Annotated in this window: 27 protein-coding genes and 1 pseudogene; 18 read left to right on the plus strand and 10 right to left on the minus strand. The window is 46.3% G+C overall.

Annotation, left to right across the window (positions count from 1 at the left end):
• Positions 1-130 precede the first annotated feature (130 nt).
• The 3 genes from QF041_RS21350 to QF041_RS21360 form a co-directional block, all read right to left on the minus strand.
• Complete coding sequence (locus QF041_RS21350) at positions 131-1,291, minus strand: MFS transporter (RefSeq protein ID WP_307415574.1); 1,161 nt, start codon at positions 1,289-1,291, stop codon at positions 131-133.
• A gap of 309 nt (positions 1,292-1,600) precedes the next feature.
• Positions 1,601-2,941, minus strand: a complete 1,341-nt coding sequence (locus QF041_RS21355) for a glycoside hydrolase family 30 protein (protein ID WP_373461353.1) — start codon at positions 2,939-2,941, stop codon at positions 1,601-1,603.
• Between the two features lie 273 nt (positions 2,942-3,214).
• Positions 3,215-4,732, minus strand: coding sequence for a leucine-rich repeat domain-containing protein (locus QF041_RS21360; protein WP_307415575.1), 1,518 nt, complete (start codon positions 4,730-4,732; stop codon positions 3,215-3,217).
• Between the two features lie 379 nt (positions 4,733-5,111).
• Here QF041_RS21360 and QF041_RS21365 point away from each other — a divergent pair, with 379 nt between their 5' ends.
• From QF041_RS21365 to QF041_RS21395, 7 genes are all read left to right on the plus strand, one after another.
• A complete protein-coding gene (locus tag QF041_RS21365; RefSeq protein WP_307417024.1) occupies positions 5,112-6,002 on the plus strand; it encodes a diacylglycerol/lipid kinase family protein in 891 nt (296 codons plus the stop codon).
• A gap of 147 nt (positions 6,003-6,149) precedes the next feature.
• The gene (locus QF041_RS21370) at positions 6,150-7,067 is read left to right on the plus strand and encodes an aldo/keto reductase (RefSeq protein ID WP_076213731.1); all 918 of its coding nucleotides are present in this window, start codon (positions 6,150-6,152) and stop codon (positions 7,065-7,067) included.
• 272 nt (positions 7,068-7,339) lie between these two features.
• Positions 7,340-8,722, plus strand: coding sequence for a transcriptional regulator (locus tag QF041_RS21375; protein WP_307415576.1), 1,383 nt, complete (start codon positions 7,340-7,342; stop codon positions 8,720-8,722).
• A gap of 238 nt (positions 8,723-8,960) precedes the next feature.
• The gene (locus QF041_RS21380; RefSeq protein ID WP_017691550.1) at positions 8,961-9,131 is read left to right on the plus strand and encodes an aspartyl-phosphate phosphatase Spo0E family protein; all 171 of its coding nucleotides are present in this window, start codon (positions 8,961-8,963) and stop codon (positions 9,129-9,131) included.
• A gap of 99 nt (positions 9,132-9,230) precedes the next feature.
• Positions 9,231-9,611 carry a GntR family transcriptional regulator gene (locus QF041_RS21385; RefSeq protein ID WP_036611682.1) on the plus strand — a complete coding sequence of 127 codons (381 nt, stop codon included), beginning with the start codon at positions 9,231-9,233 and terminating at the stop codon, positions 9,609-9,611.
• Positions 9,608-10,483 (plus strand): ATP-binding cassette domain-containing protein, encoded by an 876-nt coding sequence (locus QF041_RS21390; protein WP_307415578.1) that lies wholly within the window; start codon positions 9,608-9,610, stop codon positions 10,481-10,483. Before QF041_RS21385 ends, QF041_RS21390 begins: the two co-directional genes overlap by 4 nt.
• Positions 10,480-11,178: a hypothetical protein gene (locus QF041_RS21395; RefSeq protein ID WP_307415580.1), complete on the plus strand. Its 699-nt coding sequence runs from the start codon at positions 10,480-10,482 to the stop codon at positions 11,176-11,178. Before QF041_RS21390 ends, QF041_RS21395 begins: the two co-directional genes overlap by 4 nt.
• A 167-nt stretch (positions 11,179-11,345) precedes the next feature.
• Here QF041_RS21395 and QF041_RS21400 read toward each other — a convergent pair whose 3' ends face one another.
• The 4 genes from QF041_RS21400 to QF041_RS21415 form a co-directional block, all read right to left on the minus strand.
• The gene (locus tag QF041_RS21400) at positions 11,346-11,861 is read right to left on the minus strand and encodes a hypothetical protein (protein ID WP_307415581.1); all 516 of its coding nucleotides are present in this window, start codon (positions 11,859-11,861) and stop codon (positions 11,346-11,348) included.
• A gap of 52 nt (positions 11,862-11,913) precedes the next feature.
• Positions 11,914-12,354, minus strand: a complete 441-nt coding sequence (locus tag QF041_RS21405; RefSeq protein ID WP_373461400.1) for an isocitrate lyase/phosphoenolpyruvate mutase family protein — start codon at positions 12,352-12,354, stop codon at positions 11,914-11,916.
• Positions 12,236-12,688, minus strand: coding sequence for an isocitrate lyase/phosphoenolpyruvate mutase family protein (locus QF041_RS31285; protein WP_373461354.1), 453 nt, complete (start codon positions 12,686-12,688; stop codon positions 12,236-12,238). Before QF041_RS31285 ends, QF041_RS21405 begins: the two co-directional genes overlap by 119 nt.
• Before the next feature lie 77 nt (positions 12,689-12,765).
• Positions 12,766-13,818: a bifunctional transcriptional activator/DNA repair enzyme AdaA gene (locus QF041_RS21415; protein WP_133386327.1), complete on the minus strand. Its 1,053-nt coding sequence runs from the start codon at positions 13,816-13,818 to the stop codon at positions 12,766-12,768.
• Between the two features lie 303 nt (positions 13,819-14,121).
• Here QF041_RS21415 and QF041_RS21420 point away from each other — a divergent pair, with 303 nt between their 5' ends.
• Positions 14,122-14,499 (plus strand): LysM peptidoglycan-binding domain-containing protein, encoded by a 378-nt coding sequence (locus tag QF041_RS21420; protein ID WP_076252012.1) that lies wholly within the window; start codon positions 14,122-14,124, stop codon positions 14,497-14,499.
• Between the two features lie 177 nt (positions 14,500-14,676).
• Positions 14,677-15,255 (plus strand): hypothetical protein, encoded by a 579-nt coding sequence (locus tag QF041_RS21425; protein ID WP_307415584.1) that lies wholly within the window; start codon positions 14,677-14,679, stop codon positions 15,253-15,255.
• Positions 15,256-15,364: 109 nt separating this feature from the next.
• On the opposite strand, the gene QF041_RS21430 is transcribed toward QF041_RS21425, so the two are convergent.
• Complete coding sequence (locus QF041_RS21430; protein WP_076213755.1) at positions 15,365-16,282, minus strand: phosphatidate cytidylyltransferase; 918 nt, start codon at positions 16,280-16,282, stop codon at positions 15,365-15,367.
• Between the two features lie 96 nt (positions 16,283-16,378).
• Between QF041_RS21430 and QF041_RS21435 the strand changes: the two genes are divergently transcribed.
• Positions 16,379-16,933: a hypothetical protein gene (locus QF041_RS21435; RefSeq protein WP_169482236.1), complete on the plus strand. Its 555-nt coding sequence runs from the start codon at positions 16,379-16,381 to the stop codon at positions 16,931-16,933.
• 91 nt (positions 16,934-17,024) lie between these two features.
• Here QF041_RS21435 and QF041_RS21440 read toward each other — a convergent pair.
• Positions 17,025-17,192 (minus strand): annotated as a pseudogene (locus QF041_RS21440) (VOC family protein); the annotation flags it as partial.
• Between the two features lie 23 nt (positions 17,193-17,215).
• Here QF041_RS21440 and QF041_RS21445 point away from each other — a divergent pair.
• The gene (locus tag QF041_RS21445) at positions 17,216-17,416 is read left to right on the plus strand and encodes an S-layer homology domain-containing protein (protein ID WP_307415586.1); all 201 of its coding nucleotides are present in this window, start codon (positions 17,216-17,218) and stop codon (positions 17,414-17,416) included.
• Between the two features lie 242 nt (positions 17,417-17,658).
• Here QF041_RS21445 and QF041_RS21450 read toward each other — a convergent pair whose 3' ends face one another.
• Positions 17,659-18,231 carry a GbsR/MarR family transcriptional regulator gene (locus QF041_RS21450; protein ID WP_307415588.1) on the minus strand — a complete coding sequence of 191 codons (573 nt, stop codon included), beginning with the start codon at positions 18,229-18,231 and terminating at the stop codon, positions 17,659-17,661.
• 198 nt (positions 18,232-18,429) lie between these two features.
• On the opposite strand from QF041_RS21450, the gene QF041_RS21455 reads away from it, so the two are divergent.
• From QF041_RS21455 to QF041_RS21485, 7 genes are all read left to right on the plus strand, one after another.
• Positions 18,430-19,305 (plus strand): carbohydrate ABC transporter permease, encoded by an 876-nt coding sequence (locus tag QF041_RS21455; protein ID WP_036671737.1) that lies wholly within the window; start codon positions 18,430-18,432, stop codon positions 19,303-19,305.
• A gap of 59 nt (positions 19,306-19,364) precedes the next feature.
• Complete coding sequence (locus QF041_RS21460) at positions 19,365-20,210, plus strand: carbohydrate ABC transporter permease (RefSeq protein ID WP_223199815.1); 846 nt, start codon at positions 19,365-19,367, stop codon at positions 20,208-20,210.
• Between the two features lie 37 nt (positions 20,211-20,247).
• The gene (locus QF041_RS21465) at positions 20,248-21,621 is read left to right on the plus strand and encodes an ABC transporter substrate-binding protein (RefSeq protein ID WP_307415589.1); all 1,374 of its coding nucleotides are present in this window, start codon (positions 20,248-20,250) and stop codon (positions 21,619-21,621) included.
• Between the two features lie 95 nt (positions 21,622-21,716).
• Positions 21,717-22,487, plus strand: coding sequence for an HAD family hydrolase (locus tag QF041_RS21470; protein WP_307415590.1), 771 nt, complete (start codon positions 21,717-21,719; stop codon positions 22,485-22,487).
• Positions 22,484-22,822, plus strand: coding sequence for a DMT family transporter (locus tag QF041_RS21475; protein WP_307415591.1), 339 nt, complete (start codon positions 22,484-22,486; stop codon positions 22,820-22,822). The genes QF041_RS21470 and QF041_RS21475 overlap by 4 nt, the downstream gene beginning before the upstream one ends.
• On the plus strand, positions 22,822-23,916 hold the full coding sequence (locus QF041_RS21480) for a metallophosphoesterase family protein (protein ID WP_307415592.1): 1,095 nt from the start codon (positions 22,822-22,824) through the stop codon (positions 23,914-23,916). Before QF041_RS21475 ends, QF041_RS21480 begins: the two co-directional genes overlap by 1 nt.
• 280 nt (positions 23,917-24,196) lie before the next feature.
• Positions 24,197-25,654, plus strand: a complete 1,458-nt coding sequence (locus tag QF041_RS21485; protein WP_307415593.1) for a carboxylesterase/lipase family protein — start codon at positions 24,197-24,199, stop codon at positions 25,652-25,654.
• Positions 25,655-25,745 lie beyond the last annotated feature (91 nt).

Genomic DNA, 25,745 nt, shown 5'->3' on the forward strand with positions numbered 1-25,745 from the left:
GTTTGGACGAGTCTGATCTTCTATGTAAATTGGTTGATTATATAACACCATATAGCGCCTGTTCCACATGTTGAGCATGGGAATATGGCGCTATTTGTGTTAATGCTTTGTCTCAACAGTGTTCGGCAATTTATGGTGCAGGGAAACATTTGATTTTAATCCAAATCAAGACAAAAGCGATCAGCGCAAAGATCATTCCGCTCCAGATCAATTGATGTATTCCCAGGTTCGCGATGAACCAGCCGCCGATGGCAGTACCCAAGGTAATACCAAGGTTGGAAAAGGATACATACAAGCTGTTGCCGAATTCAGGCGCGTCCTGCGCTTCAGCGGTTAACCAGGTTTGGCTTACAATTAATCCTCCTGAATGCACGGATGCCCAGAGGATGACTACAATAACCATCCACATGAAGTGAGGACCGGCCCAATAGACGAGTGCGTAAGCTGCTACATACAGCAGGGGGAAGATGAGGACAGTTCGGACCACACTCTTACGCAGAAACTGTCCAAACCCCAAATTTCCGATAATCATGACGACACCAAAGACGGTCAGCATGACGCTGATCCATGATCCGCTCATGTGAGTGACCTGTCCAAGATACTCGGCGAAATAGCTGTACACGGAAAACATGGCGGCGAATATAAAAATGACTGCGGCAACATTCAGCCATAATCCAGGTTTGCGCAGAATACCGAGCTGCTTGCCATAGGACATCTTTTCCTTCACGGGCATCGAGGGTAACCAGATCCATATGCCGATCAAAGCGACCACACTGACCATCGCTCCAAACAGGAAGGCGATTTCGAGGGATAGGCGTTCAGCAAGATACGATGTGAGTGGCACGCCAAAGGCAAAGCCCGCTGTAACTCCAGTGAATACTTTGGCGACGGCCTGACTGCTTTTCTCTGCCGGAACAAGTTGGGCACTGGTGACGAGGGCTACGGAAAAGAAGACGGGATGGAATAACGCGGGAATGATACGGAAGATAAGCATGGTATCAAATGTTGTGGCGTAGGCATAGACGACGTTTGAAATGGCAAACATCAGCACAGCGGCTAAAAGGATAATTTTGCGATTCATCCCGGATGCCAGTAAGGTGAGAAAAGGGCCTGCTATGGCTACAACCAGCGCAAATATACTGACCAGCCAACCTGCCTGTGCAGCCGAGATACCGAATTTATGCGCAACCTGAGGCAGTACCCCCACGATTCCCATTTCTGTTGTAATAATTCCGAATACCCCGAGTGCCAGCATCAAGATAAGGAGTGGATTGACCTGTTGTGATTTCATGCAAAGCGTACCTCCAATAAATTTAAATATACAGAAAAGTAGATATATCATGTCGAAATGAGCCTGCCTTGCCTCCTATAATAAGATGGACATGAGAGTAAGTTCTCTGGATTACATTATATCTAGATTTATAGATTTGTAAATATAAAAGGTGAAACGTCATATCTTTAAGTCGTCTTCGGCTTGTGTTCTACAGGAGTAATAATGGTGAAAATAAGCACGGTCTGGTCCATGAAAAATAGCGCCGGCTCAAGGAATTCCTGAGCCTGACGCTATTGATCTCTATTCTTTTAACGATGTGTTAAGTTGTTATTTCGGTTGAATAACCATGCTGTTGAATGAATCGGCTTCCAGCTCCATGTGTAGGGTCTGTCCTTCCTCGATGGTCAGATACAGATTTCGACGGTCTTGGAATGGATTATTAATGACAATGATGAGACTGTTATCCGGGTTGCGGAAAGCAACGGATTTACCGCTCCAGGCGCCAGACAAGCCGACTCTTCGAGCACCAGGAACAATATGATGAGCGAAGTGTTTCATCACATAATACTCAGGGTTCCGAGTAACCTCCTTATTGTCGGGATCTATCGTAATCATGGAATTCTGCTCCCAGCCCCATGTGCTGCGGCCTTTGGGTTCCAGAACCATGTTCCAGTAGATGTACGCGTTCACTCCGTTGCTGAAGTAGTGCTGGTAGAGGTTATATACATATTTGGCATAGTTCCATGAGTTGTTGCCATCACCGCATTCGTTCTCGGTCTGCATATAACGCAGCTCCGGATAACTGGCCGAGGTACGTTGAATGGCATTTTTGCCTGCCCATTGATACCCAACACCTTTGATATAGGAATAGGCCTTTGGATCACTCAGGACAAGCCCGGCATACTCATCGAAGTCATTTGTTTTTTTCTTGATTAATTCTTCCCATGGATCAGGTGCGTTGATCGTTCCCAGCCAGATCTCCGTATCCAGACCGTGTTTGTCAAAAGCCGGGCCCAGATAATCGGCGATAAACTCACGAAGCTGCTCGCCTGTCCACATGCAAGATGGGAATTTCTGATCTGCAATCACTTCGTTCTGTACATGCACCTGATGGATCGTAATGCCTGCTTCACGGTAGGCCTGTACAAATTTTACAAAATACAGGGCGTAGGCCTCCAGAATATCTTTCTCCCAGCGCAGTGTCCCATAGTTATAGGCTTTCGGCGACTTCATCCACGTTGGTGGACTCCATGGCGAGGCGAAGAATTGCAGATTCGGGTTATAAGTCAGAGCTTCCTTGATGTAAGGAATCAGATATTTGAAATCACGTTTGATCGAAAAATGTTCCATGGCCACGTCGCCATCCACTTCATTGTGGCTGTACCACTGTTCTGCATAATCACTTGCGCCGATCGGCAGGCGACAGATGTTAAACTTGTGCTCACCCTCCGGATGGAAGAGAGAGTGAAATACCTCATGGCGCTGCTCCTCATTTAAGTGGGACAGAGCCATATAACCAAGCTCGTTGAAACATCCGCCAAACCCTTCCACAAGTTGGTGCTGTTCACCCGTCAGTTTTAAGTTAGCGCTTTCATTTGTCGGTACAAAAGATAGCTCTCTCCACGGGTTGTCTTGGGTTGTGGAATAACCAGTGAGCATGAGTGTCATGTAAATTCCCTCCTCGATTGAACTTCAGTTGTCATATATATTACGTTCAGTATAACAACTGCCGCTGTAAAAGAAGATATGCTAAACCGCGTGAAATTTACCCTAATCCAAGATAGAGCATCACGAGTTCGTATTCGCACAGAGAGATCGTATGCTGTATTTGCTTGTGATCGGCGATGTCTATATACCATTATCCAATGTTATAACACAACTGTCTTAACACAACCAAAATCCCCGCTGATCGTTCAGACGGGGACTTTCGCTATGTTTTTCTTAAGGCTGTACACTCTCACCAAGCTGTTTATCTTCAAAAATCAGAATCGTTTTGCTGCTTCCGATGTAACCAACAGAGGTATTGAATTGCTCCGAGATGAAGCGAACCGGTACAAAAGCTTTACCATTTTTCATCAGAAGAGGAGCATCATTGATCGCAAGTGTATCATTCACGACAACTTGTTTGTTACCCACGCTCCAGCGGATGGTCTTATCATTCTGTGTGATCACGGCTTCCCGCGTACCGCTGTTCCAGTTCACACGGGCGTTTAACTGCTCCGAGACAAAACGCAGAGGCACATAGGTGCGCCCTTCATCGATAAAAGGTGCAGCATCCAGTGCATAAGCACGGTCCCCGACATAGGCGGTGGTAGACCCTTCAATCAGACGCTGGAAGCTGCCCTGCGGCGTTCGTTTCTGCTCCCGCACATTCATCCGGTTCAGAAGCTGCATCGTATGACTGCCACTCACAACATCCAGATAGTTGTTCTGCACCGTGAGCCCGGCAGGCTCAACCTCTGAGACAGAAGTCTGAATACCGGAGGATAAAGAGGTAGACGCCGAGATATCCTGTATAGCATTTGTCGCTGACTGATCACGGGTAAACGTAAAACCTGCGATCGGTGTCAGATCCCACACCCGGTTGTTGGATAATTTCAACACGTCCAGGCTGGAAAGCTGCCGTAAAGGTTCCAGATCATAGATCTGATTGGACTCTGCATTTAGTTCCGTCAGCCCAGTCATTCCCTCAAGCCCCTTGAGGTGCTGTACTTGGTTACCAGAGATATCAAGTGTCCGAAGGCGTGTCATGTGCTCCAGTGGTGTCAGATCCGTGATTTGATTACCTGCCACATTCAGATTCCGCAATGTATTTGGCAATTCAGCCAGTACGTCCAGCGTCTGAATCTGGTTATTCGCTACATTGAGTTGTTGGAGCTGGGTTTTACCCATGAGCGGTGTCAGATCGTTAATCGTATTGTTCGAGATCTCAAGCCACTTCAGTGCATCCGCATCCGAGAGGGCCGCAAGACTGGCAATCTGGTTACCGCTGGCGTGGAACGTATGTAATCGGTTGAACCCACGTACAACCTCTATGGAAGAAATGGAATTGTTGCTGATATACAGCCGTCCCAAGTCTTTTAATTCAGCAAGTGCGTCTATGGATGTAATGTAATTATTGCGAACATCGATCTCGCGAAGCTGGGTTAGGTGCTCCAGCGGTGTGAGATCCTCAATCTCATTCCCATATAATCGGAGGTGAGTCAGATTGGTTGCATATTCGAGACCAGTCAGGCTGTGAATACCTGCATTGCTCAGATCTACCACCTCAAGCTGCTCCAGATCCGTTGAAGTTAATGGCACATCCAGAGGTTTGTTCAGGATTAACTTCAGTCCGTCCTCCAAAGCGGGATCTTCAATGATTCCCTCGCCCAAGTCTGTAGTCGTGTAAGCCATGGCTTGCCCCGATGCCCCGAGACTCAGGATGAATACTAGCAATAGTAGCGTCATTCTTCTCATTGCATGCATTCCCTCCGATTTTTAGAATTATAAAATAATCCGAACAGATTGAGTTAGATAAGTATAGTATTTACACGATAACAGCGACCGGAAGGTTGATCTGCCCACGGAGTGTTCAGTGTGAATTGAAGAGTTTCACATATGTAGGTTCGGCTAAAAGCACATCTATAGTTATTAACCCGTCAACAGGGAAAAGGAACAAGAAATTTCGTAATGGTTATTTCTCTACTTCTATTCTATATGAAACAAACCCTGCTCTGCACTCTTCAGAGAAATATTTATCAAAAAAATGGAACATCTCCCGTAGACGCTATTCAACCCACCCTTGAAACGGGTATAGATGAAGTAAAGATGCCAATGTGGAGGGGAAGATGTGAGTATGCGCCAAGCCATGATCATTAGTAATCCATCGTCAGGTAAGGAAGAGGCCGAGCAGTATGTGTCCCAAGTCAGAGAGATTCTGGAGTCACAGCAGTATGAGGTGGTGGTTAACGAGACAGCCGGGGAAGGTGATGCCACGAACTACTGCCTGAGTGCCTGCAAAGACGGCTGTGATCTGGTCATCTCTATTGGTGGGGATGGTACGCTGCATGAGACGATTAATGGCATGATGGATCAGGATTATCGTCCCCGATTAGGCGTTATACCGCTAGGTACGGTGAATGATTTTGCACGAGCGCTGAATATCTCGCTTGACCCGGAAGAAGCCATTAGGCAGTTACGTTCGAATCAGACCCATATCGTGGATTTGGGGAAAATCAATGATCGCCTGTTTGCCAACGTTGTGGCTGCGGGTTCTTTGGCAGAAGCTTTGTTCTCCGTATCCTCGGAAGAAAAGTCGAAGTTGGGATCATTCGCATATCTGAAAGAAGGCTTGAAAGACCTGGTGAATACACCAGCCAATCATCTAACCATCGAGTATGATGGACAGATCTGGGAGGGGGAATCGCCACTTTTTCTGGCGGCGCTGACCAACTCGGTCGGAGGATTCGAGAAGTTGTCTCCGGATGCAGAGGTGGACGATGGTCTGATACATTGCTTTGTTGTTCGTAATATCAGTGTGTTCAACAGCCTGACCCTGGGCACTTCCCTGTTATTTGGTAGTCTGAAAGACCATAAAGATGTAGACTATTTTACAGCCAGAGATGTCCATGTCCGTTCAGTGGAAGCCATCCGCACCAATGTAGATGGGGAGGAAGGTCCTGCCCTTCCGATTCATATCCGTGTCCTGCCAAGGCACATTGAGGTTATCATACCGGAAGAAGTATAACTTATTCTTTTGGATCTATAGGCTGGAACGAAGAACCTATCATTTCTCCATATGAATGTAGGATAAAGCTATTGAAACCGATTGCAGATATATGTCACAATCAAAGGTAAGATACACGATAATATTCGAATATGGAGGGAAAACATCTTGAGAACGATTAAATTGGGCAGCAGTGCACTAGAAGTACCTGTAGTCGCGGTGGGCTGCATGCGGATTAATTCACTAGACGGTAAGGAAGCCGAACATTTTGTTCGTTCTGCAATGGAGGTTGGCGCGAATTTCTTTGACCATGCCGACATTTATGGTACAGGAACATGTGAGGAGATCTTCGCCGAAGCGGTACAGATGAATCCCCAAGTTCGTGAAAATATGATTCTTCAATCCAAATGCGGTATCCGAAAAGGCATGTTTGATTTCTCCAAAGAGCACATCCTGAATTCAGTCGATGGCATCCTGCAACGTTTGAAGACGGAATATCTTGACGTTCTACTTCTGCACCGTCCTGATGCATTGGTTGAGCCAGAGGAAGTGGCTGAAGCCTTTGATCAACTGGAGCGCGAAGGTAAAGTGCGTCACTTCGGGGTATCCAACCAGAATCCGAACCAGATCGAATTGTTGAAAAAATACGTGAAACAGCCACTGGTAGCCAATCAGTTGCAGATGAGTATTACCAATACGACGATGATTGACAGTGGAATCAATGTGAACATGGAGAACGATGCTGCGGTTAACCGTGACGGCAGTATCTTGGATTATTGTCGTCTGCATGATATCACCATTCAACCTTGGTCTCCGTTCCAGTACGGATTCTTCGAAGGTGTCTTCCTGGGTAGCGACAAGTTCCCGGAATTGAATGCAAAGATTGACGAGATTGCTGCGAAGTATGACGTGAGCAATACAACGATTGCAATTGCATGGTTGCTTCGTCACCCTGCACAGATGCAACCTGTGACAGGCACGATGAATATTGAACGTCTGCAAGACTGTGTAAAAGCAGGAGATGTTCATCTCACTCGTCCAGAGTGGTATGAAATTTACCGTGCGGCAGGTAATATACTGCCTTAAATCCAAGTTATAGTGAGTATACTGACTGCTGAGTCAGTTGAGAACACGAGCCCGTGGATGGCTCGTGTTTTTTGTCTATTTTCAGGTTTGATGCCAGACGTGTTTCCGATATAAAATAAGGATAGGATTGTCCGTTTTATAAAAGGATTAAAATGGTTTTAATACAAATTAGTTGAAATTATCATATTGACCGATACTTTCTAATTACATATAATTACTTTTGCATACCGATAATCCCGTTTATGTTTTTTATTTTGGAGGGTGGTGTTCGTTTGGAGTCGACAACCACGATACGCGATCACTTGGAAAGTTATCTGAAGCGTGAACAGATGTCCATTAGTCATTTTTCGGAAACGTCAGGGATTAATTCGGGTACGCTCAGCAATATCTTGAATAAAAATCGGCCTATTGCCATGCAGCAGTTGGATCGCATTACTTCCGCCATGAGACTGGAAGAAGGTTACTTCTATGAGTTATACATAGATGAGTGTTTTGTACACGCGACCCCGGACTGGCGAAGACTGGGACCCTTCCTTCATCGCTGTGCCGAGTTGGACAAGTTGGACTGTATTGAAGAGGTTATTCGTCTGATGATGGATAATCTATCCTATATTCCTTTGTTATTTGATGTGGCTGAAGAATTCTACCAAGCAGGTAAATTCAAACCAGCCATTCTTCTATATGAAAACATTGCTGAAAGCGAGAAAATGCAACATTCCGAGCGGCTTGCACTCTGTCAGTACCGACTGTTCAGGCTGGGACTGACCAATGATCAGCACCGGAATCTGATTATTGCATCTCGGTTCGAATATTATGTGGATCGGCTGGATGAACGCTACCAGTTGGATGCGCTTAACGAACTGATTAATGCTTTTGGAGCATTGCATAGATGGGACAAGGTTCAGGAGTTATCTGAAAAATTGAAAGTGAAAGCTTCCATCCATTATGAGATGAATGGCCGACGGAAACAAGAAGAGACCAAAAGACCAATTATTTTCTATATTCTATACTCCGATCTAGCTGCAGGAAGTGCCTGTTATCATTTGAAGGACTACACTGGGGCACTTAAATATGTTTCTTTATATTCGGATAATCGCTGGGTGAGGAACCCGGATAAAGATGAAATCGTAGTTATGAATCAGTTTCAAGAATGGGCTGAAGCTAATCGATATATATATCATTTAATGGGCGGTCATTTTGAGGTGTTACCTGATTATTTGGCGTATATCTCAACGAAGGAAAATGAGATATTCCCAGCGCTTTGTGATATTGTAACAGCGGCTAATCGCTATGATAAGGATATAGATCATGTACTCAAACAGTATGAATCCTACTTCACTTATCAGGAACAGAGTAACCGAATTGGTAAAGTAAGCAGACAAGTTACAGATGATCGATATTTACGACTTTTAGCAGACTTGGGCGCATATTATCTAAAGAAAGACGAGTATCATTTAGGTATAGAATTTGTGCTGGATAGTTTAAAATTTTCTATTGAAATTAGCAGTGGACGAGGTATGCTTAGAGGTGTCGGACTGTTTGAGCAATACCGGGAATTTGCATCTGAGACGGCGAAACAGCAATACAAAATGATAATTAGTGAGGTGCAGAAACTCAATGAAGAGAAAGTTGGCTTTGCTGATAGCTACCTGTAGTATCGTTGTATTCATCGTAGCCCCTGCTACGGAACCTGTCCCAGGCAAGGAAATCCCGAACCCCGAAATTATGAGACCCGCTGATCATGGATTTGGAACTTAATAAAGGTAAAGAACGCTTCTGATTTATTCAGAAGCGTTCTTTTTGTGTATCAAAGTGGAAGAATAAGTATGTCGTATCTCACATGCGCTTATGATTGGCATAATACACTAAAATATGACAAAAAGGAGGGATACTATGGATCGCCTGGATTTGATATCACGGATCGAAGATGCCAGACAATTGTTATATCGCATGCATATGGAATACGGCAGTCTGCTTCATCCGGAAGTGATCCAGCAATCCGTAGTCCTGGACGGGCTTATTAATCAATACAACAGAGCAAAGGTAGGAAAGGCGATGAATTAAGTTCGCCTATTTACATTTGCGTCTTTGTATACTATAGTTAGTTACATGAGTAACTAACCGACTAACTGACTAATGAATACGTATGAAAGTTGGAAGCACATGAAATCGACTTTGGATGAATCTCAGCCTATTTTTCATCAGATTGCCACGATGATTATGGACGATATTGTGGAGGGCAGATTGAAGGTGGAAGAACAGGTTCCCTCAACCAATGAACTGTCACGCTTCTACAATATCAATCCGGCTACAGCCCGCAAAGGACTGCAGGAGCTCGTGGACAAGGGGATTATATACAAACAGCGAGGTGTTGGAATGTTTGTTGCAAAGGGAGCAAGAGAAGCATTGCTCGTTGAACGGAAGCAAGATTTTTATGAAGAATACATCAAGCCTTTACTTGAAGAAGCCAGACGGATTCACATGAATGAAGACATGATTATTGATCTGATTCGCGGCAAGAAGGATAAGGAGAGTGAGTTATGATTCATATGGAACAGGTCAACTACAGCTACCAGAAGACGCCCGTTCTGAACCAGGTTACGCTACATGAGAATGAGCCAATCATTAGTGCAATCTGGGGAAGAAATGGAGCGGGTAAAACAACACTGATGAGTTTACTTGCAGGGCATAACCGCCCGGACAGTGGAACCGTTCAGATCATGGGTCAAGACCCCTATAATAATCTGGCTGCCCAAGAGCATCTGTGTTACATCCAGGAGAATCATCCCCTGGGGAAAAACTGGACGGTTAGTGACATGGTTCAAATGGGACAATATTTTCATCCGCAGTGGAATCAGGATTTGGCGGAACGTTTAATCGATGTGTTCGAACTACCGGCGAAGAAAAAGATCATTAAATTTTCGAAAGGCATGAAGACTGCTGCCCAGATTATATTGGGTCTTGCCAGTAATGCAAAGATAACCATTCTGGATGAACCTACTAATGGACTCGATGCTGAGAAGCGTAAATTCTTCTATAATGCGCTACTGGAAAGTTATGAAGATAACCCGCGTCTGATTCTGATATCCAGTCATCATATTGAGGAGATTCAGCCTTTATGTGAGTCCCTTATCGTTTTGCAAGCTGGAGAGGTGTTGTTAAATCAATCGATGGAAGAGATGCGCGAAAAAGGAGTTCTTCTAACAGGGGGAATTAACGATATCAACCGAGTCACAGCAGGTGTTAAAGTTATAGAGTCTTCCCATATGGGATCGACTGTAAAAGTAATGATTGATGAGCCCTACTCGAAAATGTGGAAGGATATCGCTCATTCGCAGGGGCTTTCCATTGAGAAAGCGACATTACAAGATTATTTGGTTAACAGGACCCGTTATCAAGAGGGGGTTAAACCATGAATGCAGTAAAAGGTACGAACCGACTGATTCGCGATGATATGCGTTTGTTTCTGAGCATATTTTCATCCATCGCTCTAATGCTCACCGTTGTATATTTGGCCATTGGCTTCATATTTGATGTCTCGTATGCTACGCAACTGTTTGGTCCCATGTACGGAGGGATATGTGCGTTTGCAATCGGGGGAATTATTACACTGTTTCCGGTTGCGATTGGTATGGGCAGTACACGAATTCAATTCATGAAATCCTTCTATATGAATTCGGTATGGATGGTTGCAGGCACCATGATCATTCTGCATGTGGCGTATTTCCTCTTACACCTGCTTCAGGAAAAAGGAATTGTTGACGTAACCCTTTATCAACCGGGCATGTTGTATTCAAGCGAATATCATTTCTTATCCTACCTGTGGATCGATCTGATGTGCGGCTTTCTTGTACTGGGAATCTCTGTCTTCCCAACGGTTTGTTGGATGCGCTTGGGGATGCGTAACTTCTTCATTATGTTCTTTGGGGTAGGCCTAATTATCACTCTGATCGTTATCTTCGCAGATTTTGGGGAGTGGATGAAGTGGTTTTCGAGTGTGAATATGATGACATTGTTCACCGTTCTGGGATGTATTGGTGGTGCGCTACTTCTATCTACGTACCCGATGATGAAGAATGCGCCGCTTACTATGAAATCCAAAAAAGACTGACAGGAAACAGTTATAAAGGAACTGGGCAAGGAATCTAAGCGAAACTTCCTGTAAATCAGAAAACACGAGTGCGAACACGCCTCGTGTTTTTTTTGTATCATATTAAATCACTGAATATACCTATTCAACAATCTTTGTGCGGAATTCCAAACTGAAATGTGTATGAGTTAAGCCTGAGCCTGCGGTTTGAATCCTTCGTCTTTGAGATACTCGCCAGCTTCGCTACGCGTTTCAAAAGCCATATCCAGGTTATCACCGGAATACACATACCACATGTCATCTTCGTATTTTAAAGTCAGCGTATGTCCATCTTCATCGATCCACATTCCGCCACCCGTAGAGGTTGTAGACAATGCAGGAGCAGCTTTTACTTGTTCTGGTTCTTTAAATTCAACTGCGTTGGGATTGTGAGACATCGCTTGGATCGTTTGATCTAACAAGGTGCGCAGATCTGCTTCGGAGTAATCACGAATATTGACGAATCCTTTAGCATCGGTCTCATAGTCAGGCAGTAGCCCTGCATAGATATAACCGTTACCGTTAGGGTGAATATGGAGAGCAACAATTTTTTTATCATACGCACTTTCCTCGTAGTGGAAATTAACTCGACCGAGAGAAACATCTTTGCGTTGCAGTTGGGGATACGATTGTAGCACTTCTAGCTTTTGTTCCACGTTAAGCATAATTGCCTCCTGTAAATGTTCAATAGAGGTGATTATAACATGCCCTCCTCGGTTAATTTCCCGATAAAATGTTTCTCCCCAGTTCTTTCAGGTGTTCCATAACTTGCACATAGGGATAAGGCCCATAGCTTACACGTGCTACACCCAGTGCGGCAAGCTGTTTTGGTGAAGGCTCAGGAGACGTAACCATAACGTTAATTGGCAGCGGTGAACGCTCACACAATTCTTGAATCAGTTGGTGATCCTGCAAACCGGGTACAAACAGACCACTGGCTCCTGCATCTGCATAATGGCTCGAACGTATAAGTGCTTCCTCTAGGAGGGAGTGGTTATGGTGTTCAGGTGCATGTTGCAGAAAAATATCTGTGCGGGCGTTAATGAACAACGGTATGCCTGCCTGCTCCGCAGCTTCCCTGGCGGCGGACAATCTTGGGCATTGCTCCTCCACAGTGTACAATCCCAAGCCAGCGGGAAGTTGATCTTCCATGTTGATTCCTACAGCACCATGATCGATGACTTGCAGGATATTTTTCTTCACTTCTGACACAGACCCTCCCATACCCTCCCTCTATATCGATCGTTACAGGCAGATCCACGCTCGCTGTAATCCTTGCAAGATTGGCAAGCACCAGATGGAATGGCATGGCTTCACCATCGTGTTCACCGTGGGCAGCAGCAACGGACCAGCTTCCGGTAGCAATGGCCGTTGCTCCAGCGGATTGAATGGCTTGCGCACTTCCGGCGTCCCACACATTGACCAGAACAAGTGGTTTTCCTTTCACATGGTATTGTTGGAACAACGTTGCTTTTTCTTCTAAGGTACTCATATTATGTTGACTCTCCTTTGTTATATCATGCATTTCTTTGGACATTTGATGCGTACTTCATTACTTCATTCTGTTTTTCAGCTACCCTGTTTTTGTTTCTCGTGAGTCAAAAGCCAGTTTTTGCGAGTTAATCCCCCGCCATATCCACCCAGTTCGCCACTGGCATTAATTACACGGTGACATGGAATCACAATCGCAAGCTGATTGGCCCCATTTGCCTGTGCCACAGCTCGGCAAGCAGTCGGTTTTCCCAGTGCATTTGCAATCTCCTGATATGACCTCGTTTCACCAGCCGGAATGGCCAGCAACTCGTCCCACACACGCTTTTGAAATGGTGTTCCTAAACAGAACAACGGTGTGTCGAATGCTGTCCGAATACCTTGAAAGTACTCGTTTAGTTCACGCTCAATGGACTGGATGGGAGCTGTAGTGCCGGGTACAATCGCTGATTTGGTTCGTTTGCGCAGACGCTCAACTTCGCGTTCCAGACCTCTGCGGTCCACAAATTCCAGTAAATATAGCGACTCCTCATCTGCAATGGCCATCATCGGGCCGAGGCGGGTGTCAATCCAGGACGCTTTTAGGATATGTCCTTCATCGACTTGTGTAGGGGCAGCACCCATGATCCGTGAAAAGGCATCGCGGAAGCCGCTGCTTGATTCATATCCAGTAGATAATTGGCTATCAATCACGGTGCGGCCGGAGCGAATATTTTTCAGGGCAAGTCCCATGCGGCGAGCGCGAGCATATTCGACAAAAGTCATGCCGAACCGCTTCTTGAACTGTCGGCGAGCAGTGGATTCGTCGATGGAGAGGGCCTTGAAATCCTGTCCTTTCCAGCGTTTCTCCGGATTTTTCTCCACAGCTTCCACTAATATGCGAACGACATCGGATACTTGGTTGGGGTGAGAGAGCGGACGACAGCGCTGGCAAGGGCGATAAGAGGCCAGAAGTGCCTGCTGTGCCGTCTCATAGAATTCGCAGTTTTCGAATTTTGGCTTTCGCGCAGGGCATGTGGGACGACAGAACACACCCGTGGTTCGGACTCCAACATAGAATAAACCCTCGTATTCCGAATCCTTGGCCACAAGCGCCTCGTAATATTGTTCCTTCAAATCAGCAGAAATCATGGGGCACGTCCTTACTCATTAGAATCTTTATCTATACCTATTATAGAAAAACGTTGCAGCAAGCATCGCCGAAAATCAGGCATGAATATTGGATAGATTAAATCGGATATAACATTGAAATTCGGTTGTTCAGAATTTGTTTAGAGTGAACTGATAGTATAGACCTATCAGGGTAGGGTAACTTAGGTAAAGATACCTATATAGCGAAAATGTGAGTTATTGATCATTCATTGTTATAGGAAAAATACATAGGTAAACATGAAATTAAAGATTAGCGGAATGAAAGTCTGGAGGTCGACTAGAATGAGATATTCTACGTACAAAAGTATTTATGAATCCGTTTATACCAAAACGTCCGAGTCTCGCACCATGTATGTTAAAGATCAATTCATGCAGCGTGTGAAGACGCCAACCTGGCTAATGAAGATCGTCACTATAACTCTAATTATAATCATAGGGTGTAGTGCTGTATTCACTGCATTTGCCGGGGATGAGCAATTGTTGTCGGGTGACCAGATCGTTGTATCTCAGGGAGATACACTGTGGGGCATTTCATTGGCACATAAACCTCAGCAGATGGACACTCGTGTGTATGTAGAAGCTATCAAGAAAGTGAACAAAATTGAGCATAACGCCATTCAGATTGGACAAGTGTTGGTCTTGCCTGGGTTTGATCGATAAAATAAACGGTGCATGACGTCATGAACAGAGTTCTTTTTTTACTCATCGAGGTGCAGTTACATACTGAATTTATTAATCATTTACATATAATGGAGCTTCACGTGGGACGATATGGTGTAGTGATTAATAAGTGGTGTGCTGGATATGCGTGCTGAAGATAAATGAAGGGAGAATTAGATGATGAAAATAAATATAAAAAAATCTGCACTTTGCATGTCTGTGCTCTGTATTTCGCTATTCGTCAGTGCCTGTGGTGCCAAAAATAATAACGAATCGGTTCAGGAGCACGCCTATCCGCAATCGAAGCAACCTGTAGAGGAAGCTGGAGAAAACTCTGTTCCGAATGCGGATGCGAAGAATAACAATGATCAAGGTAGTGCCAGTGGTGATGAGGGCAAGCCTACGGCTCAATCGGAATCCACTGAACCGTCTGAGCAGATTGATATTGTCATTGACCAGTCGGAGAAACCGAGCGAGGGTAACAGCTTTGATTTTGGAATTAAACAGGTTCCGAAGGGGTATACACTAACGGAGATGCGATGGACGTCTAACACGGTGACGATTGTGAATTCACTACAGGAAGCCATTGAACATGGTGGAAATGGTAAAGAGGGGTTTTACTTTAGCGGCAATGGACAATTCTCCGGCTTTATCTATTCGGATGAGATGAAGGGCGAGCGGGGCAAAGCGACATTTGTCTTCACAAATGATGATGGGAACGAAATCATGTCCGAGAAAGAAATTACGTTGAAGTAGCGCAGGCACATCATGAAGGCTCTGCCCAGAGCCTGTTGAACAGGAAAAGCAGCCACATGGGCTGCTTTTTTTGACATACATGACTACAAGATCGCCGATCTATCTGTTGCTACATAAAGTCAAAGAAATATCGGACCACGTGGAACATAACCGGAGAGGTATAGGTCAGACTATCGACCCGGCTCAGGTAGCTTTTTTTGAGCGAATCGAACTTGTTGTCATCCCCGATTAACAGGTCGCGCTTCAGTACAGACACCGTCAGACTGCCGAAGAATCCGGCCAGACTGATCAACACTCCGATGAACAGCGAGAATTTCCAATCAAATGGCGTCAGGTAGGGATGGATGAAATAAGACGTAGCTGTCGTTACAATAAACGCACACGCGAACCCTTCCCAGGTGACAAAAGGATTGGCGGTAGGCACCACTTTTCGTTTGCCCAGATAGAGAGAGACCAGATAGTGCACCACATCATTAAGCTGTGTTAACACGACCAAGAACAGCACCAGCTTGGACCCGTACTCCGGTGTGGCAAATGGAAAATAGGCTAGGTGGCTCAGCCCAAACACCATCAGCATCAGTCCCCATTGTGTAGAGCTGACACTGCGCAGGAACCCGACCGTACCTTTGTTGATCAGGCGTGGCAAGGGCAGCACCAGGAACACATATAGGGGAATAAACACGATAAACATGCCATACCATCCAATGTATATCCAGTAGAACTGAACCGGAATCGCCAGATACGCCCAGAGGAACAGCCTGCGGTCGGCTTTGCGTGTGCTGCGAATCATGGAGAAGTATTCTTTAAGTGAGAAGAATGCAAGCACCATAAGGGAGATGAGGGACACGATGGGGTTAAAAAGGGTGGCTAGGCAGAAGATCACAAACATACCCCACCAGGTTTTGATTTTTTGGCCGATGCCTGAATAGTCTTTGCTTGGCTGAAGCTTTGCAATAATTTTGTACACGATATGTATCACAAGTAAAGCTGTGAAGATTAACGTTAGTGTAAAGAGTGAACTGCTCACGTACCGATCACCTGCTTATTCAAAGTAAGATTCCATTATAGGGTACCTATGTTATTATGAAGGAATAGTGCCAACTTGATAAGGGGAAATTTTGCTATGACAGATGAACGCTCCATATATATCCTGCTTACGAATACAGGAACGCTGTTTACCAAGGTTATTCAGAGTTATACCCGAGCGCCATATAATCACGCATCGATCTCGTTTGACCGGGAGTTAACCGAGTTGTACAGCTTCGGACGCAAGCATCCGAGCAATCCGCTGAATGGTGGGTTTGTGAAGGAAGATATTCAGACAGGTACATACAGCAAGTATCCCAATACCACATGTGTCATATACAAGCTTCAGGTGACGGATCGTGAAGTGGAAAAGATGAAACGTGTGCTGCACATCTTCATCCGCAGCCGCCAGAAATATATGTACAATCTGCTCGGCGTGATTGGCATTACGCTCAAGGAACCGGTGGAGTTCAGTAACTCCTACTTCTGCTCCCAATTTGTAGCCGAGATTCTACAGCGTTCGGGAATCAAATTGTGGAATAAGCTGCCGGCGCTGGTGACACCGGATGATTTTCGCCAGAGTGAACGATTGCAACTGGTCTATGAAGGAAAGCTAAGCGAGTATACGCTGGGGAATGCAGAGCAAGAGTAGGGTAGGTGTGTGTGCTGGTGCTTGCCAAGCAAATCCAAACATGAAATAGCCTGCTGCCACGGATAACGAGGCAACAGGCTATTTGTGTACTTCATGTAGATGATGGTGAGGATGAGGATCGGTCGAAATTAACCTCTTCAAGGAATTCGATCACTTCACCATTGGGGCTGTGGACGAGCGCATTTCTAACCCGAAGTGCAGGTTCGCCAAGCGATATCCAATCCGGTTCGACATAGGCCTTGGCTCCATGGGCGAGCGCTGGCAGCAGATGCGATTGCATACGTGCAAACCGCTGGCCTGATGGTAGGATATAATGATGGTACATTCAAACCGGACGGTAAGCTGACGCGTGCGGAAGCGGTGAAAGTGTTGAATGTATTGTTCAACCGCACACCCCTAACTGGCGCAGTTACGCCAACGTTCAGTGATGTACCAGCAACACACTGGGCATATGCAGATATCGAAGCTGCAGCGCAAAAGTAATATTTTTAAAAGAAAAAAAGGGGTCATTAACGCAGTAGCATATGGAAAAGAGAACCCCTAATGACGGATAGGATATGACAATACAATAGATAGAATAAAAAAAAAGAGCTGTTCCAAAAGCCATACATTGGCTAGGAACAGCTCCTTTTTGCGCTTTAGTGTGACTCAACAATGGTACGTCAGATCGTCTAGGTTCGTTAGCGCTTGGGTCACCCATTAGTTATTCTCTTTACGCAGTTGTACTACTCTTTATCGGGCGTGTGTGCAGCATTCTCGTAAAACTTACCGTCCCGCAACTGATCCACGAATCCTTGTAGCCAAATATAGTATTGCTCCGCATGTTGGAGTTTGTGCAGATCACGCAGTGCATCATCTCGATCTTTGGACGAGGTATGTTCCGAAAGGATCATTGTCGACAGGTCAGGAATGACCTCACGAATGCCTTCTAACATGACATCTACTTCCCGTTGGAGCTTGGCCCCGAAGAAATTCTGGAACGTACGATAGAAGTCGGTCTCAGCCAGATATTGATCCTGGCGCTCCTTCTTTTCCTCCAGTTTATAGATCATCTGTGACTCCGTAAGTGACCGAACCGCATAGCTCATGTTGCTCTTGCTCATATTCATTGAATTCTTCATCTCTTCAAGTGTCATCGGTCGATCCTCAAAATACATGATGCCGTACAATTTGCCAAACGTATGATTAACCCCATATAGATCCATCGTATTGGCGATGGCCTCAATGACTCTCTCCCTCAGCGCATGCCGATCAGGTAACGAAGAATGATTCGGGTTCCCGGCTGTTTCTTTTCCCACAATGTCACCTCTGGTTTATGATAGCGTTCCCACTAGCTGCCTCATATTTTACATGACTTGCTCCAATTTTAACATAAGCCTGAATTAGAATTTTCAATACGAGTGTACAATCAATTTTGTACAGAATAAATATAAAGCTGATTATACTCAAAAATTCCCAATGATTAAAGAAAAATTGGACAGTAAGGAGTGGGGGATTTGCGTTTAAAACTATGGAGGGAGTCTGAGGCGGTACTATTCACGCTGCCCGCTCTAATCCCATTGCTGATCTTCTGGCTGGGACCTCTGGGATATATCGTTTATCTCAGTTTCACCGATTGGGACTTTATGAGCCCGGACAAGCTGTTTGTTGGTTTGGACAATTACAGTTATCTGCTGACAAACTCTGAATTCTATCGATCACTGAAAGTGACCTTGTTATTCGGACTTGGAAGTGTAATCCCAACTATTGTGGGCGGATTAGCACTTGCGATGCTTATGAATAGCAAAATCAAATCATCCGGCATCTTCCGGACATTACTCTTTTCACCTTGGGTTACCCCGACAGTTGCGGTGTCCATTGCGTGGTCTTGGATCTTCGAGCCCGAAGTGGGACTCGCTAATCTGATGCTGGGCTGGGTGGGCGTATCTCCGATCGGATGGTTGCGTGACGCGGACTGGGCATTGGTTGCTGTTCTGATCGTCACGCTCTGGAAGTCGATTGGGTGGGCAATGGTATTTTATCTCGTTGCGCTACGAAATCTACCTTCCGATCTGCTCGAAGCAGCTTCAATCGATGGGGCAAACGGTTGGGATAAGTTCAGAAGTATCACATTGCCGCTGATCTCACCAACGACGTTTTTTCTCTCGATTATTCTTACAATCCAGTCCTTGCAAGCCTATGACCAGATCAATGTCATGACGCAGGGTGGACCGGCGGGATCAACGAGAACATTGCTGTACATGTATTACCAGTCTGCATTTGAATCCTTTAATGTAGGTGAAGCTTCGTCCATCGCCGTTGTGATCATTCTGATCTGCGTGTTGCTGTCGGGAGTATCCTTCCTGCTTGGCAGACGTCTGGTGCACTACTAATGACAATGACATTGCCCAACAAAAAGTCTAAACGGATGAAGCGCAAGGAGTTGCAGAACGTGTCACAACCGAATTTTAAAATAAGTAAATTGATCCGCTACCTTCTGTTAGCCATTATCGCGCTGGGTACAGCCTTTCCCTTCTATTGGATGGTCATCAGCGGATTCAAAACCAATGATGAGATCTGGCAGTTTCCGCCGACCTTCTGGCCGGAGACGTTCCTGTGGAGCAACTATGTGGATGCCTGGAACGCTGCACCATTTGCCCGTTACATCCTGAACAGTACCGGGGTGGCCCTAGCCATCTGTCTATTTCAGATCGTCAATTCCAGTATGATGGCGTACGCCCTGACACATATGAAATTCCGTCTCAAAGGTGTACTGACATCCCTGATTCTGGTGGGTTATATGATACCGAGTACGGCCGTGTATCTGCCTAGTTACTTGGTGCTTAGTGAGCTTAATCTGCTGGATTCCTACACAGGCTTGATTGTATCCAACTGTGTCAGCGTGTTCTCGATCTTCCTGATCCGGCAGGCGTTCATGCAGGTATCTCATGAATTGGTGGAAGCCGGACAGCTGGACGGTGCATCCCACTTCCGGATTCTCTGGACGATTATCACGCCGCTTGTTCGCTCAAGCTTCGCCGTGATGGTTCTGATTACGTTTATTGAACAATACAACAACTATTTCTGGCCTATGCTCATCACCAAAGACCCTGATTTACAGCTGGTATCGGCGGGTCTGCGCAGCTTCTTTGTAGAAGGCGGGGCATATGGACTTGCTTGGCCTCAGATTATGGCTGCGAGTGCCTTCACCATCGCACCCCTACTTATTCTCTTCCTGTTTACCCAGAAGACCATCATGCAGAGCGTGAACATTACGGCTGGTGTGAACAAGAACTGATATGAATCACCATGCACCTAAAACGGGAGGAAAAACAATGAATTGGAGTCAGGCAAGCATGACATGGAAAAAGAGATTGAGGTTGAACTGGAAGGGTGGCATGTCGCTGGTACTTGCGACCAGCTTTGCACTGCTGACCGCTTGTGGAACACAAGCACCCGCAGAATCAGGCACGACGGCTGCTGCCAGTGGAACCGAAGCTCAGGCGAAAGATCCGGTGGAGATTGAGTTCTGGTATGGTCTGGGTGGTAATCTGGGCGATAACATGAAAAAGACGATTGATGCGTTCAACGCCTCCCAGAACGAAGTCGTTGTAAAAGGAATTGTACAAGCAGATTACACGGAAACGGAACAGAAGCTGCAAGCAGCGATTGCTTCCAAGAAGGTTCCAGCCGCTGTACTCAGCTCCAATATAGACTGGGCACGTAAAGGATATTATGCACCCATGGATGAGATGATTGCCGCTGATCCGAATTTTAAGAAAGACGATTTCATTCAGACATTCCTGAACCAGGGACAGGTGGATGGAAAGCAATACTTTTTGCCAATGTACGGTACAACTCAAATCATGTATTACCGCATGGATACGTTCAAGGAGAACGGAATTGACCCAGCGAGTCTGACGACATGGGAGAAGCTGTCTGAGGCAGCAGCCAAGATGAGCAAGCAAGAGAATGGCAAGACCACCTTCTACGGTTGGGAACCGATGTGGGGTAGCGGTAACATGATCGACGCCGTGCTGGGTAAGGGCGGACAGATTCTTAGCGACGATGGCAAAACCGTCATGATCGACTCCCCGGAATGGATCGAGACATGGGACTTGTTCCGTAAATGGATCAACGAAGACAAGATTATGGGCATTCACTATGGAGGTCAGGGCTGGGAGTACTGGTACAAAACGATTGATGATGTGATGAAGAATAAAGCAGCGGGTTACACGGGATCTAGTGGTGACCAAGGTGACTTGGACTTTAGCGTAGTCGCTGCGATGCAACAACCAGGCTGGGAAGGCGTTGGTGAAGGAAAACCGGTAGCAAGTGCCATTTCGGCAGGTATTCCGTCAGCTGCAAGTCCTGAACAACAACAGGCAGCTTACCAATGGCTTACGTATTTCTCTGAGACTTCGAACACAGCTTCATGGTCCATGAACACCGGATATATTGCAGTTCGTCAATCGGCTCAACAAGATCCAGAGTTCATGAAATTCAGTGAGGAAAATCCACAGATCACCGTACCACTGCAACAAGCAGCTCACGCTTCGGCTCCATTCCAGGATCCAACGGGTGGCAAGATCAATGATGCATTGAAGGATGCAGCTGATCAGGTGCAGATCAATAATATGCCAGCTGAACAAGCGCTGAAGGAAGCGAAAGAGAAAGCGCAGAAAGAACTGGATCGTGTAACGAAATAAGAAACGTATACAGGCAATTGACTCACGCGAAAAGGGCGGTACATGCTGTACCGTCCTTTCCGTTCATACAAGATCGCAGACAAGGAGTTTAACCAATGCAAGATGAGACGTATGTGGACGGATTACGGAATCCGGTTGAAGCCGTTTTGTTCGACAAGGACGGGACATTGCTTGATTTTACAGGTATGTGGGGATTCTGGACCGATTGTGTGTTGAACGACTTCAGAGATCAGTTGGCAATCCGAGGACTGCGTATCAAAACAGATGAACTTCCGCAGATCTGGGGTACATTCCACGATGAACAAGGCCGAATGAATGGGTATGACGTGAGAGGGCCGCTTGCGATGGGAACCATGGATGAAGTGTATGCCCTGCTGACGTGGCATGGATATCGTGCGGGTCTCAGCTGGGCGGAAGCCAAGATTATGGTTCGGGGATGCTTGGCGCGAGCGGAGGAAGAGATGGAGCAGCATCGTCCAGCATGTCCGTTACCGGGCGTTCGTGAATTCCTTGAACAGTGCCGTACCAAAGGCGTGGTTATGGGTGTAGTGACGGCAGATGATACACCAAGTGCGGTAAAACATTTGCAGTGGATGGGACTGGATGCCTTTTTTGACGTGGTAATTGGTACGGATCTAGTGGAGCGGGGCAAACCTTTTCCCGATATGCTACTGCTTGCCTGTGAACGGTTGGGTGTATCTGTGCAGCATACGGTGGTCATTGGAGATACGGACGGAGACATGGAGATGGCACGAACCGCTGGTGCGGGGTACAGGATTGGCATTGGAGAACCGGGAAAAATCCGCTTGGCGGATAGAACGATTCAATCCTTCCATGAATTAATGAATGGTGGGCTGAATCGATGACGAACAGTCATGCTTACCTGGGCGGGGTCCTGTTGGCAATGGCCATCGGGCTGGAGCTTAGCGCTACCATTTTGCTGAAAGTATCGGATGGATTCTCGCGGTTATGGCCTTCGGTGTTGATGTTTGTCTGTTATGGCGCAAGCTTTACCTTTCTTAATTTTGCAGTGAAGTATATGCCGCTGGCTGTAGCCTATGCGATCTGGTCTGGCGTGGGCATTACGCTCATTGGTGTTGTAGGGCATTACTATTTCGGTGAACGTCTGCGGCTCACGTCGATGGTCTGGATCGGTTTTATTCTGACTGGCATTATTGGACTGAAATGGAGTGATTCTTGATGGGAAATGAACATACACCTGAGCAACCTATTGCCAGCTTCCAGGTTATTACGGACACACATGTGCGAGATGAGGCAGACCATATTCATAACCGGCATCTGGACCAAGCATTAGCCGACATAGCTACATTCAGTCAGGGGAGCAGCGGGATTATGCATGTGGGCGATGTGACGGATCGGGGGCTGCCGAGCGAATATCGTGAGTTGCAACGTATATGGAAGCAGCATGCCGAGAGTTTGCCAGACATCCGGTACACGGTAGGTAACCATGATATTGGAGCCGTGGTATGGCAAAATCCGCCGATCGTTTTACTTGAGATGAAAGAGGATGAAGTAGCCGAGTTGTTGGAGCAGGAAGCAGATATGGAACTGGTCACAAAACAAATCGCTGCTGAATCAGCTGCACTAATTGAGCAACTATCCGTCGGGAAATATACGTTGTCTGCTGTAACTTCTGAGCAGGAGGGCCAAGACGGGGGACCGATCTCTTCAGGAGTAGACCCCATTACAGTCGCAGGGTTATGGCAACGTCGATTAAGTGATTTTGAAGGGACAACCGGCATGAGAGGCTCTTACCACGATCATTGGATCGATGGGTATCATTATATTTTCCTGGGCACCGAGCAACCTCACCCGAAGGATTGTGATATGTCGGCTGAACAATTGGAGTGGCTGGATGCGAAATTGTCTGAGCGTGCAACACTAGATCATCCCATCTTCCTGTTCTTGCACCAGCCGCTTATGGATACGGTGGCAGGATCGATGAAGGAACAAGGCTGGTATGGTGTGAATCAGGATGCGGAACTCAAGGCCGTTCTAGCCAAATACCCGCAAGCGATCCTTTTCTCGGGTCACACCCATTGGCAGCTGGAGGCACAGCATACGATGTACGATGGTGCAGGCCACATGCCAACGATGTTCAATGCGTCGTCAGTAGGTTATCTCTGGACGGATCAGGATGAACATCTGGAGGGCAGCGAAGGGCTTCATGTGGAGATTTATAAAGATCGAGTGGTTGTAAAGGGGCGGAACTTTGTAACGAGCGAATGGATTGAGGGTGCCGAGTTTACGGTGCGTTATCCTGTAAAAGGGTAGTTATTTGGATAGTCAACGGGAAAGGGTCATGCTAAGGGTCAATGTCATTAAGACAAGTTAAACTTGATGACATTGCTCAAAGGGTGGCCTTTTTGGTGTCCATCTTAAAGGTATGTATTAAATCATCCACCCCATAAAGTTCCACGTGAAACGTAGCAGGGGAGGCTAGAGTTGGGTAAAGTTGTAAATGGGTATGACTACAAACTATACTCAAATAAGTACACATGATATGCACATACTCGTTAATTTAACCTATTTACGGAGAGGAAGTAGAAGTGGCATGAGAGAACTTCAGGTTCAAACGACATATGGTACCGTTCAAGGCGAACTTTTGCACGATGCAAGCGTATGGAAAGGCATTCCCTATGCGAAACCTCCGGTAGGTGAGCTGCGTTTCAAGGCTCCGGTACAGCCTGAGTCATGGGATGGAATCAGACAGGCCACGCAATTTGGACCTGAGAATATACAACCACGAAATCATCAACCAGAAGGCCAGACAGAAATTCCGAATGAGTCAGAAGATAGTCTATATCTGAACATCTGGGCACCTAAGGAAAAAGGAGCAACACCACTGCCGGTCATGGTATGGATTCACGGCGGTTCCTTCGTGTCAGGTTCGGGTAGCCAGCCGATGTATGATGGCACACAGTTAGCGGTACGGGGGGACGTCATCGTTGTGACGATCAACTACCGATTAGGACCTTTGGGTTTCCTGCATATGGCTCCATTGGGTGATTCATATGTATCCAATGCAGGTCTGCTGGATCAGGTTGCGGCATTACAGTGGGTGAAGGATAATATTTCTGCTTTTGGTGGTAACCCGGATCAAATTACGGTGTTCGGCGAATCAGCGGGCAGTATGAGTATTGCGGCACTGATGGCGATGCCAGCGGCCAAAGGACTTTTCCAACGTGCCATTATGGAGAGCGGTGCATCTCAGTTCATGCCGGCAGAGCAAGCTTCAGCGTTGCGGGAAGGAATGTTAAAGATTCTTGGGGTGGACCGGGACAACCTGCAGAAGTTAAATACACTTCCTGTAGAGCAGATTATTGCAGCGGGTGAAACGGTCAAACAGCAGAGCGGGGCAGGTATGGCATTATTGTTCCAACCTGTATTGGATGGGCAGACACTACCACAGATGCCACTTCAGGCAGTGAGCGAAGGCTCAGCGCAGGATATTCCGGTGCTGATTGGTACGACATTACACGAGGGTGCACTGTTCATCCAGCCACATGTACCTTTTTCAAAAGAAATCGATATGGTTCAGGGCGTAGACTTTATGACGCCAGATCTGGAGAACCGGGTAGCCATCGCGGATAGTTATCCAAAAACGGCAGATGGACAAGCCCAAGTCATGACCGATATGTTCTTCTGGCGGTCAGCGCTGCGATATGCTGCGGCACAGCAGAAGTATGCCCCGGTGTGGATGTATCGATTTGATTGGGTGATGCCGGAACATCCCTTGTTAAAAAGAGCGATTCACAGCATCGAAATGTTCTTTGTGTTTAATACACTGCATGTCCTCAAATTCATGAATGCAGAGCCGGATGAGGCCGCGGCGGCACTTGCCCTCAAGGTACAGGATGCCTGGATTTCCTTTGCCAAGAATGGCCAACCTGAAGTTGCAGGTGTGAACTGGCCTGAATATGAGCAGGATCGTGCGACACTAATCTTCAACCATGAGATCGAGGTCGTACATGATCCGGATGCATCCAAGCGAGAGCTGTTAGGGTTGTAATCCAGGTGGGTTATTGTGTATGAATACTCTGAATAACTGCTATGCGCCCGATCAAAAGAGGACATTCATTCTCAGAATGAACGTCCTCTTT

It is taken from the genome of Paenibacillus sp. W2I17 (assembly GCF_030815985.1).
Lineage (GTDB): Bacteria > Bacillota > Bacilli > Paenibacillales > Paenibacillaceae > Paenibacillus.